Genomic DNA, 12,192 nt, shown 5'->3' with positions numbered 1-12,192 from the left:
CCTGCCGTTTCTGTCTAAACAAATTGTGCGCCCGCGCCAAACATGCAAGCTGTGCGGCAGCAACGAAAAACGCGGGGGAGGGAAAATGCAGGCAGGGTTGATCTTATTGTGCCTGGCCTATGTGCTGAGCCAGTTTTTCCGCGCCTTCCTGGCGGTGCTGTCGGGGGTGCTGGGGCAGGACATCGGGGCGGCGCCGGATGATCTGGCGTTTGCGTCGGGCATGTGGTTCCTGTCCTTTGCGGCGATGCAGCTGCCGGTGGGCTGGGCGCTGGACCATATCGGGCCGCGGCGCAGTGCGCCGCTCTTGCTGCTGATTGGCGGCGGCGGCGGCGCCGCGGTGTTCGCCGCCGCCACGGCGCCCTGGCATGTGGGGGCAGCCATGTTCCTGATCGGCATCGGCTGTTCGCCGGTGCTGATGGCGTCCTACTATATCTTTGCCCGCCAGTACCCGCCCGCGCGGTTCGCCACCCTGGCAGCGCTGATGCTGGGGGTGGGATCGGCCGGCAATCTGGTGGCCTCCTACCCGACAGCGCTGGCGGTGGATCTGTTCGGCTGGCGCGGCACGCTGGCGGGGCTGGCTGTTGTGTCGGCCATCGTGGCGGCGGGGATCTTTCTGACCGTCAGCGACCCGGACAAGCCGGCGGGTGAACACAAGGGGTCGGTCTTTGATCTGCTGAAGATGCCGGCGATGTGGGCGATCTTCCCGCTGATGCTGGTGGCCTATGCGCCCTCCGGCGCGCTGCGGGGGCTGTGGATCGGGCCCTTTCTGAACGATGTTTACGGGCTCAGCACCCAGCAGGTGGGCCTGGCGACGCTGGTGATGGGGGCGGCGATGATTGCCGGCACGTTTTCTTACGGGCCGCTGGACCGGATGCTGGGCACCCGCAAATGGGTGATCCTGGGCGGCAACCTGCTGGGCTGCGCGGCGCTGGGCGGGCTGATCCTGGCCGCCGGCGCGCCGGTCTGGATGCCGGTGGCGATGATGGCGGCAGTGGGGTTCTTCGGCGCGTCCTTTCCGGTGATCATGGCGCACGGGCGCGCCTTCGTGCCGCCGCATCTGGCCGGGCGGGGGGTCACGCTGCTCAATCTCTTTGGCATCGGCGGGGTGGGAATCATGCAGTTCGCCACCGGGCGCCTCCACGCAAATCTGGCCGGAGCGGACCCATCCTTGCCCTATACGGGCATTTTCGCCTTCTTTTTGGTGCTTCTTGGGCTCGGCTGCGCAATTTATCTGCTCAGCCGCGACAGCATGGACTGATCGGCCCCTTTAAACTTGTCCCCAGAGGCAGTATCACACCCGCGCCGGCCATGGGGCCGGGCAAAACTGGAGAAACAGATAAATGGGTTACCGCATCGTCGTCGTTGGCGCCACTGGCAACGTGGGCCGCGAAATGCTGAACATCCTGGCCGAGCGCCAGTTTCCTGTGGAGGAGATCGCTGCGCTGGCAAGCCGCAAATCTCTCGGCACCGAAGTCAGCTTTGGCGATAAGACACTCACTACCAAGGATCTGGACACCTTCGATTTTGCCGGCTGGGACATGGCGCTGTTTGCCATCGGCTCTGACGCGACCAAGAAATACGCGCCCAAGGCGGCCGAGGCCGGCTGCGTGGTGATCGACAACTCGTCGCTCTACCGCTACGACCCGGACATCCCGCTGATCGTGCCGGAAGTGAACCCGCAGGCGGTCCACGGCTACAAGAACAAGAACATCATCGCCAACCCCAACTGCTCCACCGCGCAGATGGTTGTGGCGCTGAAACCGCTGCACGACCGCGCCAAGATCAAGCGCGTCGTGGTTTCGACCTACCAGTCGGTGTCCGGCTCCGGCAAGGACGCGATCGATGAGCTGTGGGATCAGACCAAGGCGGTCTACAACCCCACGCAAGACGTGCCGCCGAAGGTGTACCCCAAGCAGATCGCCTTCAACGTCATTCCGCACATCGACGTCTTCATGGAGGACGGCTCGACCAAGGAAGAGTGGAAGATGGTTGCCGAGACCAAGAAGATCGTCGACCCGTCGATCAAGGTCACCGCGACCTGCGTCCGGGTGCCGGTGTTTGTCGGCCACTCCGAATCCGTGAACATCGAGTTCGAGGACTTCCTGGACGAGGACGAGGCCCGCGACATCCTGCGCGAGGCGCCCGGCATCATGGTGATCGACAAGCGCGAGGCCGGCGGCTACGTGACCCCGGTGGAATGCGTCGGCGATTTCGCCACCTTCATCAGCCGCATCCGCCAGGATTCGACCATCGAGAACGGCCTGAACCTGTGGTGCGTCAGCGACAACCTGCGCAAGGGCGCGGCGCTGAACGCGGTGCAGATTGCCGAGCTGCTGGGCCGGGAAGTCCTGAAGAAGGGCTGAGCCTTTCGCTCATCTGATCAGGGGGCCGCTTCGCAGGAAGCGGCCCTTTTCTTTTGCGTGGCTTCGGGGCGGGGCGGCGGCTAGGCTTGGCAGCGGGCGGGCAGGTTTGCCCCGCGGATATTTGTTCGAGAGATGCCAATGCGATTTTCCTTGATGGCTTTTGCCTTATCCTCATTTGCCGCGGCAGCCGCAGGCGCAGACACGATCCCCGTCAGCAGCACGGTGTCGGAAGTGACGCTGTATCCCGGGCTGGCGGAAGTCACCCGCAGCGCCGCGCTGGCGCTGCCGGAAGGGCGGCACCGGCTGATCCTGCAGAACGTGCCCAGAACCGCCGCGCTGGAGACCCTTCAAGTGGAGATCGCAGGCGCCCGCCGCGTCGCCACCCTGCTGCGCGAGGACTACGTGCCGCCGCGCGATGCGGATGATCCCGAGGCGGAGGCCGCCGAGGCGCGGGTGCGCGAGGTGGAGACACGGATTGCCGCGGTGCGCGATGAAGCTGCGCGCGCCCGGGCCGGGGTGCGGGCGGCGGAGGCCTCGATCACCTTCCTGCAGCAGCTGGGTGCAAACGAGGGTCTGGCAGAGGCGGATGCCGCCGCACTGAGCGCCATTGCCCGGATGATTTCCGAGGAGGCCGCGGGCGCCAGCCAGGCAGCGGTGGCAGCAGAGGCTGAGGCGCGGCGGATCGAGCTGCAGCTGGAGGCCCTGGAGGAAGAGCTGGCAGCGGCGCAAGCGGCGCTGGCGGCAATCACGCTGGAGGATGAGGACCGGCTGTACATCGCGGTGGACATTGACGCGGAGCAGGCGGGCGAGGGTGCCGTCAAGGTGAGCTATTACACTGCGGGTGAGGGCAATATCGGCTGGCAGCCGTCCTACGAGATGCACCTTAGCACCGTGACCGAGCAGCAGGTGATCCTGAAGCGGGCGGTGATGCTGGTGCAGGACACCGGCGAGAACTGGCAGGATGTGGCGCTGACGCTGTCGACGGCGGTGCCCGGTGAGCAGGGCAGCCCGTCAGTACTGCGCCCGTGGCTGAGGCGGATCGAAGAACCGCAGCCGCCGCGGGCGCTGAAGTCCATGGGGCAGGACCTGGCGGAACTGTCTGCGCTGGCGGAACCGGCCGCTGCGCCTGTTTTTGCGGAGGAGGCCCGGAGCGGCTGGGGCGCGGATCTGGGCGGTGCGGCGGCGACTTACCGGTTCGGCCTGCCGGTGTCGATTGCCTCCGGTGCTGATCTTCTGCGGCTGGAAATGGACAGCCTTACCGCCAAGGCAGAGGTGCGCGCGGTGGCGGTGCCGTTGCAGGACGGGACTGCCTATAGGGTGGCCTCTTTCACCAACAGCTTCGGCGAGCAGCTGCTGGCCTCGGACGAGGTGCCGCGGTTCGTCGATGGCAAGCTGGTCACGGTGGAGGACTTCGCCGGGCTGGCGCCGGGGGCGGAAATGGACGCCGGTTTCGGCCCCATCGAAGGCTTGCAGCTGCGCCGCGACGTGCTGGGGCAGAGCGAGGGCGAGCAGGGGCTGATCTCGCGCAGCAACGCGCAGGTGCAGAAGGTCGAGATCACGGTGGAGAACCTGAGCGCGCAGGACTGGGCGGTGCGGGTGCTGGACCGGGTGCCCTATTCGCAGCAGGACGACCTGGAGATCGAATGGAGCGCCAGCCCGCGGCCCGCGGAAGAGAACGTGGAGAAGCAGCGCGGTATCCTGGCCTGGGACCTGGAGCTGGCAGCGGGCGAGAGCGAGACCATCCAGCTGGACACCACGCTGAGCTGGCCCGAGGGCATGGTGCTGCGCTGATGCCGGCTTGGTGTCTGATAGCGGACGGAGTTCTCCCGCCCGTCGTCAGGTATTGAAAATACCTTCCTCCCGTTGGGCGTGGGGGGGGGGGGTGCCCCCCCCCCCCCCCAAGCCCGCTGCCGTTGCTCCGGCAAAGCCAGGGCTCCGGGCGGGTGCGGGAGTGTTTTCTTTCCGGATTGCGGTGCGGCGCCTAGTCAGCTTTCCACTTGGCGGCGAGATCGCGGGCGTTTTTGGCCAGCACCATGACGTCGATGCCGACCGCCAGGAACTGCGCGCCCATGTCGGCATAGGCCTGGGTGGCCTCATCGGTGGTGCCGAGGATGCCGGGGGCGATACCTGCGGCCTTGATGCGGGTGATGGCATCGGCAATGGCCGCGCGCACCTCCGGGTGAGCGGAGTTGCCCTGATGGCCCATGTCGGTGGACAGGTCCGCCGGGCCGATGAAGACGCCGTCGATGCCCTCGACCTGCAGGATCTCATCGAGCGCCGCCATCCCGGCGCGGTTTTCCACCTGCACCAGCAGGCAGACCTCCTGATCGGCGGTCTGGATATACTCAGAGACGGTGCCGAACATGGTGGCACGTGCCGCCGTGGCGCCGACGCCCCGCACGCCTTTGGGCGGGTAGCGGCAGGCGCGGACCAGTTCACGGGCTTGATCGGCGCTTTCCACGATCGGCACCAGCACCGTCTGGGCGCCGGCATCAAGCACCTGCTTGATCATCCAGGTTTCCCCCACCGGCACCCGCACCACCGGGTGGCTGGGCGACGCCGCCAGCGCGATCAGCTGGTCGCGGATCGAGCGGATGTCGTTGGGCGCATGCTCGCCGTCGATCACCAGCCAGTCGAAACCGCAGGTGCCCATGATCTCAGCAATCTGGCCGTCGGCAAAGCTCATCCAGCAGCCGATCTGGCGTTTGCCCTGTGTTAGAGCCTGTTTGAAGGTGTTCCTGGGTGCGGGCATTGGCGGGCCTCCTGTCAGGCGAAGGTGATGGATACGGAACCGAAGGGGCCGAAATCTGCGGCGATCTCCGTGCCCGGCGGGCATTCGATGGGGCGGATGAAAGAGCCTGAGAGCACGATATCCCCGGCCTCGATCTGTTGTCCATATTCCGCCATCCGCCGGGCCAGCCACAGGACCGAGGTGACGGGATCGTTGAGCACGCCCGCGCCGAGGCCGGTTTCCTCCACCGTGCCGTCGCGGGCGGCGATGGCGCCCACCCAGCGCAGGTCGTGGGCCTCTACCGCGTGGCGTTCCGCCCCCAGCACCACGCCGGCATTGGCGGCGTTGTCGCTGATGGTGTCGGTGATGATGCGGGCCTGGCCGGTTGCCGGGTCGGCCCGCAGGATGCGGGTGTCGAGGATTTCCAGCGACGGCGCCACAGAACCCGTTGCGGCCAGCACGTCCGCGCGGGTGCACTCGGCGCCTGAGAGGGGGGATTTCATCACGAAGGCGATTTCGGCCTCCACCCGCGGCTGGATGAAGCGGCCTGTGGGGACGATGCTGCCGTTTTCGAACGCCATATCGTCCAGAAGCACGCCGCTGTCGGGGGTGGTGATGTTCAGCGCCTGCTGCATGGCGCGGCTGGTGAGGCCGATTTTCCAGCCGATTTTCCTGCGCCCGGTGGCCAGTTTTTGCCTGATTAGAGCCTGTTGCACCGCATAGGCATCGTCCAGCGTCATGCCGGGATAGGCGAGGGAGAGCAGGCCGCATTGCTGGCCGCTTTGTTCGGCCTTGAACAGCCGGCCTGCGGCCTCCTGGTGCTGTTCCGGGTTCATGCCTCGTCCTCGACAGTATTGCGCAGGGTGCCGATACCCTCGACCTCAACCTCGACCACGTCGCCGGGAACCAAATATTTCGGCGGATCAAACCGCGCGCCTGCGCCTGTCGGCGTGCCTGTGATGATCACGTCGCCGGGCTGGAGGGTGGTGAAGGTGGAGATATAGGCGATCTCCTCGCGGATCGGGAACATCATGCGGGCCAGGGTGTCGTCCTGGCGGATTTCTCCGTTCACGCGGGTCACGATGCGGGCGTCATCCAGCTGGGCAGCGTCGGTGAAGGGCACCAGCCACGGGCCGATCGAGCCGGAGTTGTCCCAGTTCTTGCCTTGCGTGACGTTGAACTTCGCGTGGCGAACCCAGTCGCGGATGGTACCCTCGTTACAAAGAGTCAGCGCCGCGATGTGCCCGTAGGCGTCCTCCGGTTTTATCCGGCGGCCTGCCTTGCCGATCACCACGGCGACCTCGCCCTCGTAATCCAGCGTGTGGTTTTCCGGCGGGCGGATCAGAGGGCGTTCGGCCCCGGTGAAGGAGCGCGGGAAGCGGGGGAACAGCGACATGTGCTTGGGCTGGGTGGAGCCGTCCTTGTATTCCGCGTTGCGGTCCGGGAAGTTGACGCCGACGCAGAGGATCTTTTCCGGGTTGGGGATGGGGATCTCATAGGTGAAATCCGCGTGGGTGACGGGTTTGCCTTCGGCGGCCTGTGCCAGCGCGGCCAGGCCGTCCGCCGCGATCACCTCGCGCAGGGTGGGCCAGTCCGGGAACTGCGGCGACAGGGCGATCATGCCCGCATCGGTCACCGCGCCATAGAAGGTTTCGCCGTTGGCGGAGTAGGTGGCAAAGCGCGTCATTACAGGCTCCTTGCGATTTCGGTGATGACGTCGAAGGCCATCATCACGTCTGCTTCCGTGGTCTCGAACTGGCCCGCCTGGAAGCGGATCACCAAGTCGCCGTCGAGGCGGGTCTGGGTCAGGTAGATGCGGCCGTCGCCGTTGATCGCATTGACCAACGCTAAGTTCAGATCGTCGAGGTCCGCCGCGCCCTCGGGCACATAGCGGAACGACCAGAGCGACCACATTGGCGGGGTGGTGATCTGGAAATCTGGCTCTAACTTGAGCTTTTCGTGCAGCTGGTTCGACCAATTGATGTGGTTGCGCAGCCGCTGGCGCAGGCCTTCGAGGCCGTAGGTGCGGATCAGGAACCAGATCTTGAGCGCGCGGAAGCGGCGGCCCAGCGGCACCGACCATTCGGAATAGTTGATGATGCCGTCATGGCCGTGGGTCTTGAGGTATTCCGGGCTGATCGCCAGGGTTTGCACCAGATCGTCCGGGTTCTTCAGGAAATGGGCGGAGCAGTCGAACTGCACGCCCAGCCATTTGTGCGGGTTGAAGACGATGCTGTCGGCGCGTTCGACGCCGGGCCAGTAGTGGCGGTACTCGGGGCAGATCATCGCGGAGCCGGCCCAGGCGGCGTCCACATGGGTGTAGAGGCCGTATTTTTCTGCCACGTCCAGCACCCGGTCCACCGGGTCGGTGGCGCCGACGCCGGTGCCGCCGACGCAAAGGATGACGCCCGCGGGCTGGTGGCCTGCGGCGAGGTCGGCCTGGATTGCGGCCTCCAGCGCGTCGGGGTCCATGCCGCGCCAGTCGCCCTTGATTGGAATGCGGATCAGGTTCTGCTGGCCGATGCCCGCAACCCAGATGGCACGGTCAATGGAGGTGTGGACCTCGGACGAACAGTAGATCCGCAGGGCCTTTTGGCCGAACAGGCCCTGTTGATTGCCCTGCCAGTTCAGTGCCTTTTCCCGCATGGTCAGGACGGCAGCGAGGGTGGCGGAAGAGGCGCTATCCTGAATGACGCCCTGGAACTGGTCCGGCAGGTCCAGCGCCTGGCGCAGCCAGTCCATCATCCGGGTTTCCATCTCGGTCGCCGCCGGCGAGGTCTGCCACAGCATGCATTGCGGCGCGATGGCGGCGGTCAGGAATTCTGCCAGCACCGAAGGCGCGGCGGCGTTGGAGGTGAAATAGGCAAAGAAGCGCGGGTGCTGCCAATGGGTGATCCCGGGCATCACGATGTCCTCAAAATCGCGGAAGATGGCCTCCATTCCCTCGCCATCCTCAGGCGGGGTTCGGGGCAGGGCGTTCAGCACCTCGCCGGGTTCGGTTCTGGCGCGCACCGGGCGGTCGCCGACGGTCAGGTGGTAGTCCTGGGTCCAATCCGCGACCCTGCGGCCCCATTCGGAGAAATCATCCCATTTCATCTCGTATTCCTTAAGTCTGTGCCAGAGGCACGGACAGCGCCCGGACCGACCCGTCAAACTGAAAGTTTGCCTTCGGCAAAACGGGGAGGGCGCTTCACGCCCACCCCTCGGTCCGGGCGCCGTCCTTGTGTTTCGCTAGGGTGCAATAATCGGCTGCGCGTTCAAGGCGCTGGGTTTCGGAGTGGTGCCTTCGAAGACGGAGCCTTCCTCGAACCAGCTGCGCGGCGCCGGGGCGCCCCAAAGGGTCTGGCGCTGGGGATCGGTGAGCGACCACTTGATCGGCTCCAGATCCGGGTCGACGGTCTGGTAATCGGAACAGTAGATCTCGATCCGGTGGCCGTCCGGGTCGCGCACATAGAGGAAGAAGGCGTTGGAGATGCCGTGGCGGCCGGGGCCGCGTTCGATGTTGCTGACGTAGCCGGTGGTCGACATCAGATCGAGCAGGTCGATGATGTTCATCGGGTTCGGCACCCAGAAGGCAGTGTGGTGCAGGCGCGGGCCGAGCCCGTTGGTGAAGGCCACGTCATGCACGCCGCCCTTGCGGTGCATCCAGGCGGCCCAGACCTTGCCGCTCTCGTCATCCTCGGTGAACTCGGTGGTCCGGAAACCCATCTCGTTGTAGAAGGCAACTGCGCCGTCCACATCCGCGCTGAACATGTTGAAATGGTCGATGCGAAGCGGTTTAACCCCGTTATAGAGCCTGTATTTCTGGTGGATCGGCTCCAGCCGGTCCATTTTCACATAGAACTCCAGCGGGATGCCCCAGGGGTCGCGGGTGCGCAAGGTTTTACCCATGTGCGGGCGCTCGACCCACTCGACGGGCAGGTCCTTGGAGGCGAAGAACTCCGCCGCCTTGTCCAGGTCAGGCGCGTCATAAAGCTTGAAGCCCAGAACGCCGACCGAGGCCTCATCCGCTTGTACCAGCACGATGCAGTGGTGGCCGCGTTCCTCCATCGCGCGGAGATATATGTGTTCGGAGTCCTCATGCGTCACCTGCAGGCCGAGGGTGTCCACGTAGAAGGCGCGGGAGGCGGCGAGATCGGTGACGGCGTATTCGACGTGGCTGAGCCGCACGATGTTGAAGGGCGGATAAAGGTTCGGGGCGGGGACGGGCATTGGGGGTCTCCTTTTACTGAACCGGGAAAATCACGTTGGTCTGGCCGGTGCCGGAACTGGGAAAATACTCGGTGATCACTTCGCAAGGGGCGGTGTAGCTGTCCCAGCCAAGCGCGCCGTAGAGCATGGCGGTGTCGTGCATGGAGCCTTCGCCGCAGCAGAACTCAGCGTATTCGCCCAGCATTTTGAGGAAGGTGGCATGGTCGCCCTTTTGCCACAGCTCCAGCACCCGCAGGTCCATCTGGTGGTTGAACTCGGAACTGATGGTGAAAGTGCCGTTGTTGGCGGCATAGTCCTTGTTTGCCCAGATCCTGTGGCTGAGCGAGCCGGAGGCGACCAGCAGAACCTTGCTGTCCGAGGCCTCGACCGCCGCGCGGATGGCCTCGCCGATCACCCGGCTTTCTTCGTGATCGTGGACGGTGCACCAGGCGGCGATGGAGACCACTTTGAAATCGCCCTCGCGGCTCATGAACCGCATCGGCACCAGGGTGCCGTATTCCAGTTCCAGCGAGTCGAGCTGGTGCGACAGGGTGTAGACACCCTTGTCCGAGGCTGCCGCCGCGATGGCATCGCCCAGGTCCGGGTTGCCCTCATACTCATAGGGCAGGTTCTGGATGAACTGCGGGAATTCGTTGGAGGTGAACAGCCCCTTGAACCGGCTGTTGGCGTTGATATGGTAGCCCGCGTTGATCACCCAGTGGGTGTCGCAGATCACGATGGTATCGGCACCGAGCGCCTTGGCACGGCGGGCGATTTCCCGGTGGCCGTCGATGGCGGGCTTGCGGGCGCCCTCCAGCCGGCCGGGCTGTTCCGACATCAGCATGGTGGGCACATGGGTGCATTTGGCAGCGAGAACGATTTCTCCCATGGTCTTCTCCTCAAAGACTGGTTGCGCGTTTCCTTGAGGTCAGGCGCCGAGGCGCGGGATCTTGTGCTGGCCCAGGGCAAAGCCGACGTGTTTCTGTTCCATGTAGAACTCGAACGACCAGTCGCCGCCGTCGCGGCCGATGCCGCTGGCCTTGACCCCGCCAAAGGGGGTGGGCAGGTGGCGGACGTTTTCCGAGTTCACCCAGATCATCCCGGCCTCCAGCGCGTTTGTGAAGCGCAGGGCGCGGGTGAGGTCGTTGGTCCAGACATAGCCGGTGAGGCCGTATTGCGTGTCATTGGCCAGTGTCAGGGCCTCATCCTCGTCCTTGAAACGGATCGCGGTAAGGACCGGGCCGAAGATTTCCTCCTGCGCGATGGTCATGCCGTTGGTGGCATTGGTGAACAGCGTCGGGCGGACGAACCAGCCCTGATCGCCTGCGCGGGTGCCGCCGGCGGCGATGGTGGCGCCGTCCTGTTTGGCAGTCTCGAAGTAGGAGGTCACCTTGTCGAAATGCACCTTGTGGATCAGCGGGCCGACTTCGGTGGCCGGGTCCAGCGGGTGGCCGACCTTGATGTTGTTCACGCGCTCGATCAGCTTGGCCTCGAAGCCGTCGGCAATGCTCTCCTGCACCAGCAGGCGCGAGGAGGAGGTGCAGCGTTCGCCGTTCAGCGAGTAGATCATGAAGATCGCGGCATCGAGCGCGCGGTCGAGGTTGGCGTCGTCGAAGACCACCACCGGGTTCTTGCCGCCCAGCTCGAAATGCACGCGCTTCAGGGTGTCGGCGCCCTGTTTCATGATCATCGAGCCGGTCTTGCTTTCGCCGACAAAGGCGATGGCCTTGATGTCGGGATGTTCGGTGAGCGCCTTGCCCGCATCCTCGCCAAAGCCATTGACCAGGTTCCAGACGCCCGGCGGCAGGCCGGCCTCATGGGCGATCTCGGCCAGGATGCGGGCGGTGAGCGGAGAGAACTCGGCCGGCTTGTGAACCACGGTGCAGCCGGCCGCGAGCGCGGGTGCGATCTTCCAGGTGGACAGCATGAAGGGGGTGTTCCACGGGGTGATCACGCCGACCGGGCCTATCGGCACCCGGGTGGTCACGTTCATCAGCGTCGGGGATTGCAGCTGCTGGCCGTCGCGGGCGGAGGTGGCCTTGTCGGCAAAGAAGCGGAAGTTCTCAGCACCGCGCAGGGCCGCCTTGGACATGAAGCGCAGGGCCTGGCCGGTGTCCCAGCATTCGCAGAGCGCGATTTCCTCGGCGCGTTCGACGATCAGGTCGGCAATGCGGTGCAGAATCTTCTTGCGCTCCAGCGCCGGCATGTCGCGCCAGGCGGGGAAGGCGGCCTTGGCCGCTTGGGCAGCAGCATCGATATCTTCGCTGCCGCCCTTGGCGACGGAGCAGATCACGCTTTCATCGACGGGCGAGGATGTTTCGAAGGTGTTGCCGGAGGCGGCGGGACGGCTTTCGCCGCCGATCAGGTTCAAAATGCCACCCTCGCGGAAACGGGTCAGGTGGCTGTTCAGCGTTTCGATGTTGGTGGTCAGATCGCTCATCACTGGTCCGCCTTTTGCATGTGGTCGCGGATGGTGCCGCATTTCGGGGAAAGCTCCGGGTCGATGTCGCGCATCTCCAGCGACAGGGCGATGGAGTGCTGCTGCATGGCCGGCTCAAGGAAGGATTGCGCTACCTTGAACACCGCCTGCGCGGCGCGTTTGCGGGTGTCCAGATCGCGGCCCGCGCGCAGCCGGATGGAGATGTCGATATAGCCGTGCTGCGGATCGCCATCGGCAATCGAGACGTGATTGGCGGCAAAGGCGCGCACCCGGATGCCCGCCAGGGGAAACACGCCTGTGGCTGCTGCCGCCTGCCGCAGATGGCGGCATAGGGCGGCGATGTCAGTGCGCGCCTCCATATTGGCCGAGTAGTCCAGCGTGATGTGCGGCATGTGCGGTACCTCTCCTGAATTACTTAACATGTTTAGCAATTGAGGGCCCTCGAGTCAAGCAGAAGAAACCCAAGC

11 protein-coding genes are annotated in these 12,192 nt (G+C 65.1%); 3 read left to right on the top strand and 8 right to left on the bottom strand.

Going from position 1 to position 12,192, the window contains the following annotated elements; translation table 11 throughout:
• Positions 1-85 precede the first annotated feature (85 nt).
• From AC58NV_RS19400 to AC58NV_RS19390, 3 genes are all read left to right on the top strand, one after another.
• Positions 86-1,258 (top strand): MFS transporter, encoded by a 1,173-nt coding sequence (locus tag AC58NV_RS19400; protein WP_497228597.1) that lies wholly within the window; start codon positions 86-88, stop codon positions 1,256-1,258.
• 82 nt (positions 1,259-1,340) lie between these two features.
• The gene (locus AC58NV_RS19395) at positions 1,341-2,363 is read left to right on the top strand and encodes an aspartate-semialdehyde dehydrogenase (protein WP_497228596.1); all 1,023 of its coding nucleotides are present in this window, start codon (positions 1,341-1,343) and stop codon (positions 2,361-2,363) included.
• A gap of 138 nt (positions 2,364-2,501) precedes the next feature.
• The gene (locus AC58NV_RS19390) at positions 2,502-4,154 is read left to right on the top strand and encodes a DUF4139 domain-containing protein (protein ID WP_497228595.1); all 1,653 of its coding nucleotides are present in this window, start codon (positions 2,502-2,504) and stop codon (positions 4,152-4,154) included.
• 190 nt (positions 4,155-4,344) lie between these two features.
• Here the strand turns inward: AC58NV_RS19390 and AC58NV_RS19385 are convergent, their stop codons facing one another.
• The 8 genes from AC58NV_RS19385 to AC58NV_RS19350 form a co-directional block, all read right to left on the bottom strand.
• Positions 4,345-5,115, bottom strand: a complete 771-nt coding sequence (locus AC58NV_RS19385; protein ID WP_497228594.1) for an aldolase/citrate lyase family protein — start codon at positions 5,113-5,115, stop codon at positions 4,345-4,347.
• A gap of 14 nt (positions 5,116-5,129) precedes the next feature.
• Positions 5,130-5,930: a 2-oxo-hept-4-ene-1,7-dioate hydratase gene (gene hpaH / locus AC58NV_RS19380; RefSeq protein WP_497228593.1), complete on the bottom strand. Its 801-nt coding sequence runs from the start codon at positions 5,928-5,930 to the stop codon at positions 5,130-5,132.
• A complete protein-coding gene (locus tag AC58NV_RS19375) occupies positions 5,927-6,781 on the bottom strand; it encodes a fumarylacetoacetate hydrolase family protein (RefSeq protein WP_497228592.1) in 855 nt (284 codons plus the stop codon). Before AC58NV_RS19375 ends, hpaH begins: the two co-directional genes overlap by 4 nt.
• Positions 6,781-8,190 (bottom strand): pyridoxal phosphate-dependent decarboxylase family protein, encoded by a 1,410-nt coding sequence (locus tag AC58NV_RS19370; RefSeq protein WP_497228591.1) that lies wholly within the window; start codon positions 8,188-8,190, stop codon positions 6,781-6,783. The genes AC58NV_RS19375 and AC58NV_RS19370 overlap by 1 nt, the downstream gene beginning before the upstream one ends.
• 135 nt (positions 8,191-8,325) lie before the next feature.
• Entirely contained in the window at positions 8,326-9,306 is a 981-nt protein-coding gene (gene hpaD, locus AC58NV_RS19365) for a 3,4-dihydroxyphenylacetate 2,3-dioxygenase (RefSeq protein WP_497228590.1), read from the bottom strand.
• 13 nt (positions 9,307-9,319) lie between these two features.
• Complete coding sequence (hpaD, locus tag AC58NV_RS19360) at positions 9,320-10,174, bottom strand: 3,4-dihydroxyphenylacetate 2,3-dioxygenase (protein ID WP_497228589.1); 855 nt, start codon at positions 10,172-10,174, stop codon at positions 9,320-9,322.
• 39 nt (positions 10,175-10,213) lie between these two features.
• Positions 10,214-11,725 (bottom strand): 5-carboxymethyl-2-hydroxymuconate semialdehyde dehydrogenase, encoded by a 1,512-nt coding sequence (gene hpaE, locus AC58NV_RS19355; protein ID WP_497228588.1) that lies wholly within the window; start codon positions 11,723-11,725, stop codon positions 10,214-10,216.
• A complete protein-coding gene (locus AC58NV_RS19350; RefSeq protein ID WP_497228587.1) occupies positions 11,725-12,117 on the bottom strand; it encodes a 5-carboxymethyl-2-hydroxymuconate Delta-isomerase in 393 nt (130 codons plus the stop codon). The genes hpaE and AC58NV_RS19350 overlap by 1 nt, the downstream gene beginning before the upstream one ends.
• Positions 12,118-12,192 lie beyond the last annotated feature (75 nt).

It is taken from the genome of Leisingera sp. ANG49, from assembly GCF_059694505.1.
This window is presented reverse-complemented; position numbering and strand designations above follow the sequence as displayed.

Coding starts and splice junctions, on each gene's coding strand:
- AC58NV_RS19400 (WP_497228597.1), top strand. CDS start 86: ATGCAGGCAGGGTTGATCTTATTGTGCCTGGCCTATGTGCTGAGCCAG.
- AC58NV_RS19395 (WP_497228596.1), top strand. CDS start 1,341: ATGGGTTACCGCATCGTCGTCGTTGGCGCCACTGGCAACGTGGGCCGC.
- AC58NV_RS19390 (WP_497228595.1), top strand. CDS start 2,502: ATGCGATTTTCCTTGATGGCTTTTGCCTTATCCTCATTTGCCGCGGCA.
- AC58NV_RS19385 (WP_497228594.1), bottom strand. CDS start 5,115: ATGCCCGCACCCAGGAACACCTTCAAACAGGCTCTAACACAGGGCAAA.
- hpaH (WP_497228593.1), bottom strand. CDS start 5,930: ATGAACCCGGAACAGCACCAGGAGGCCGCAGGCCGGCTGTTCAAGGCC.
- AC58NV_RS19375 (WP_497228592.1), bottom strand. CDS start 6,781: ATGACGCGCTTTGCCACCTACTCCGCCAACGGCGAAACCTTCTATGGC.
- AC58NV_RS19370 (WP_497228591.1), bottom strand. CDS start 8,190: ATGAAATGGGATGATTTCTCCGAATGGGGCCGCAGGGTCGCGGATTGG.
- hpaD (WP_497228590.1), bottom strand. CDS start 9,306: ATGCCCGTCCCCGCCCCGAACCTTTATCCGCCCTTCAACATCGTGCGG.
- hpaD (WP_497228589.1), bottom strand. CDS start 10,174: ATGGGAGAAATCGTTCTCGCTGCCAAATGCACCCATGTGCCCACCATG.
- hpaE (WP_497228588.1), bottom strand. CDS start 11,725: ATGAGCGATCTGACCACCAACATCGAAACGCTGAACAGCCACCTGACC.
- AC58NV_RS19350 (WP_497228587.1), bottom strand. CDS start 12,117: ATGCCGCACATCACGCTGGACTACTCGGCCAATATGGAGGCGCGCACT.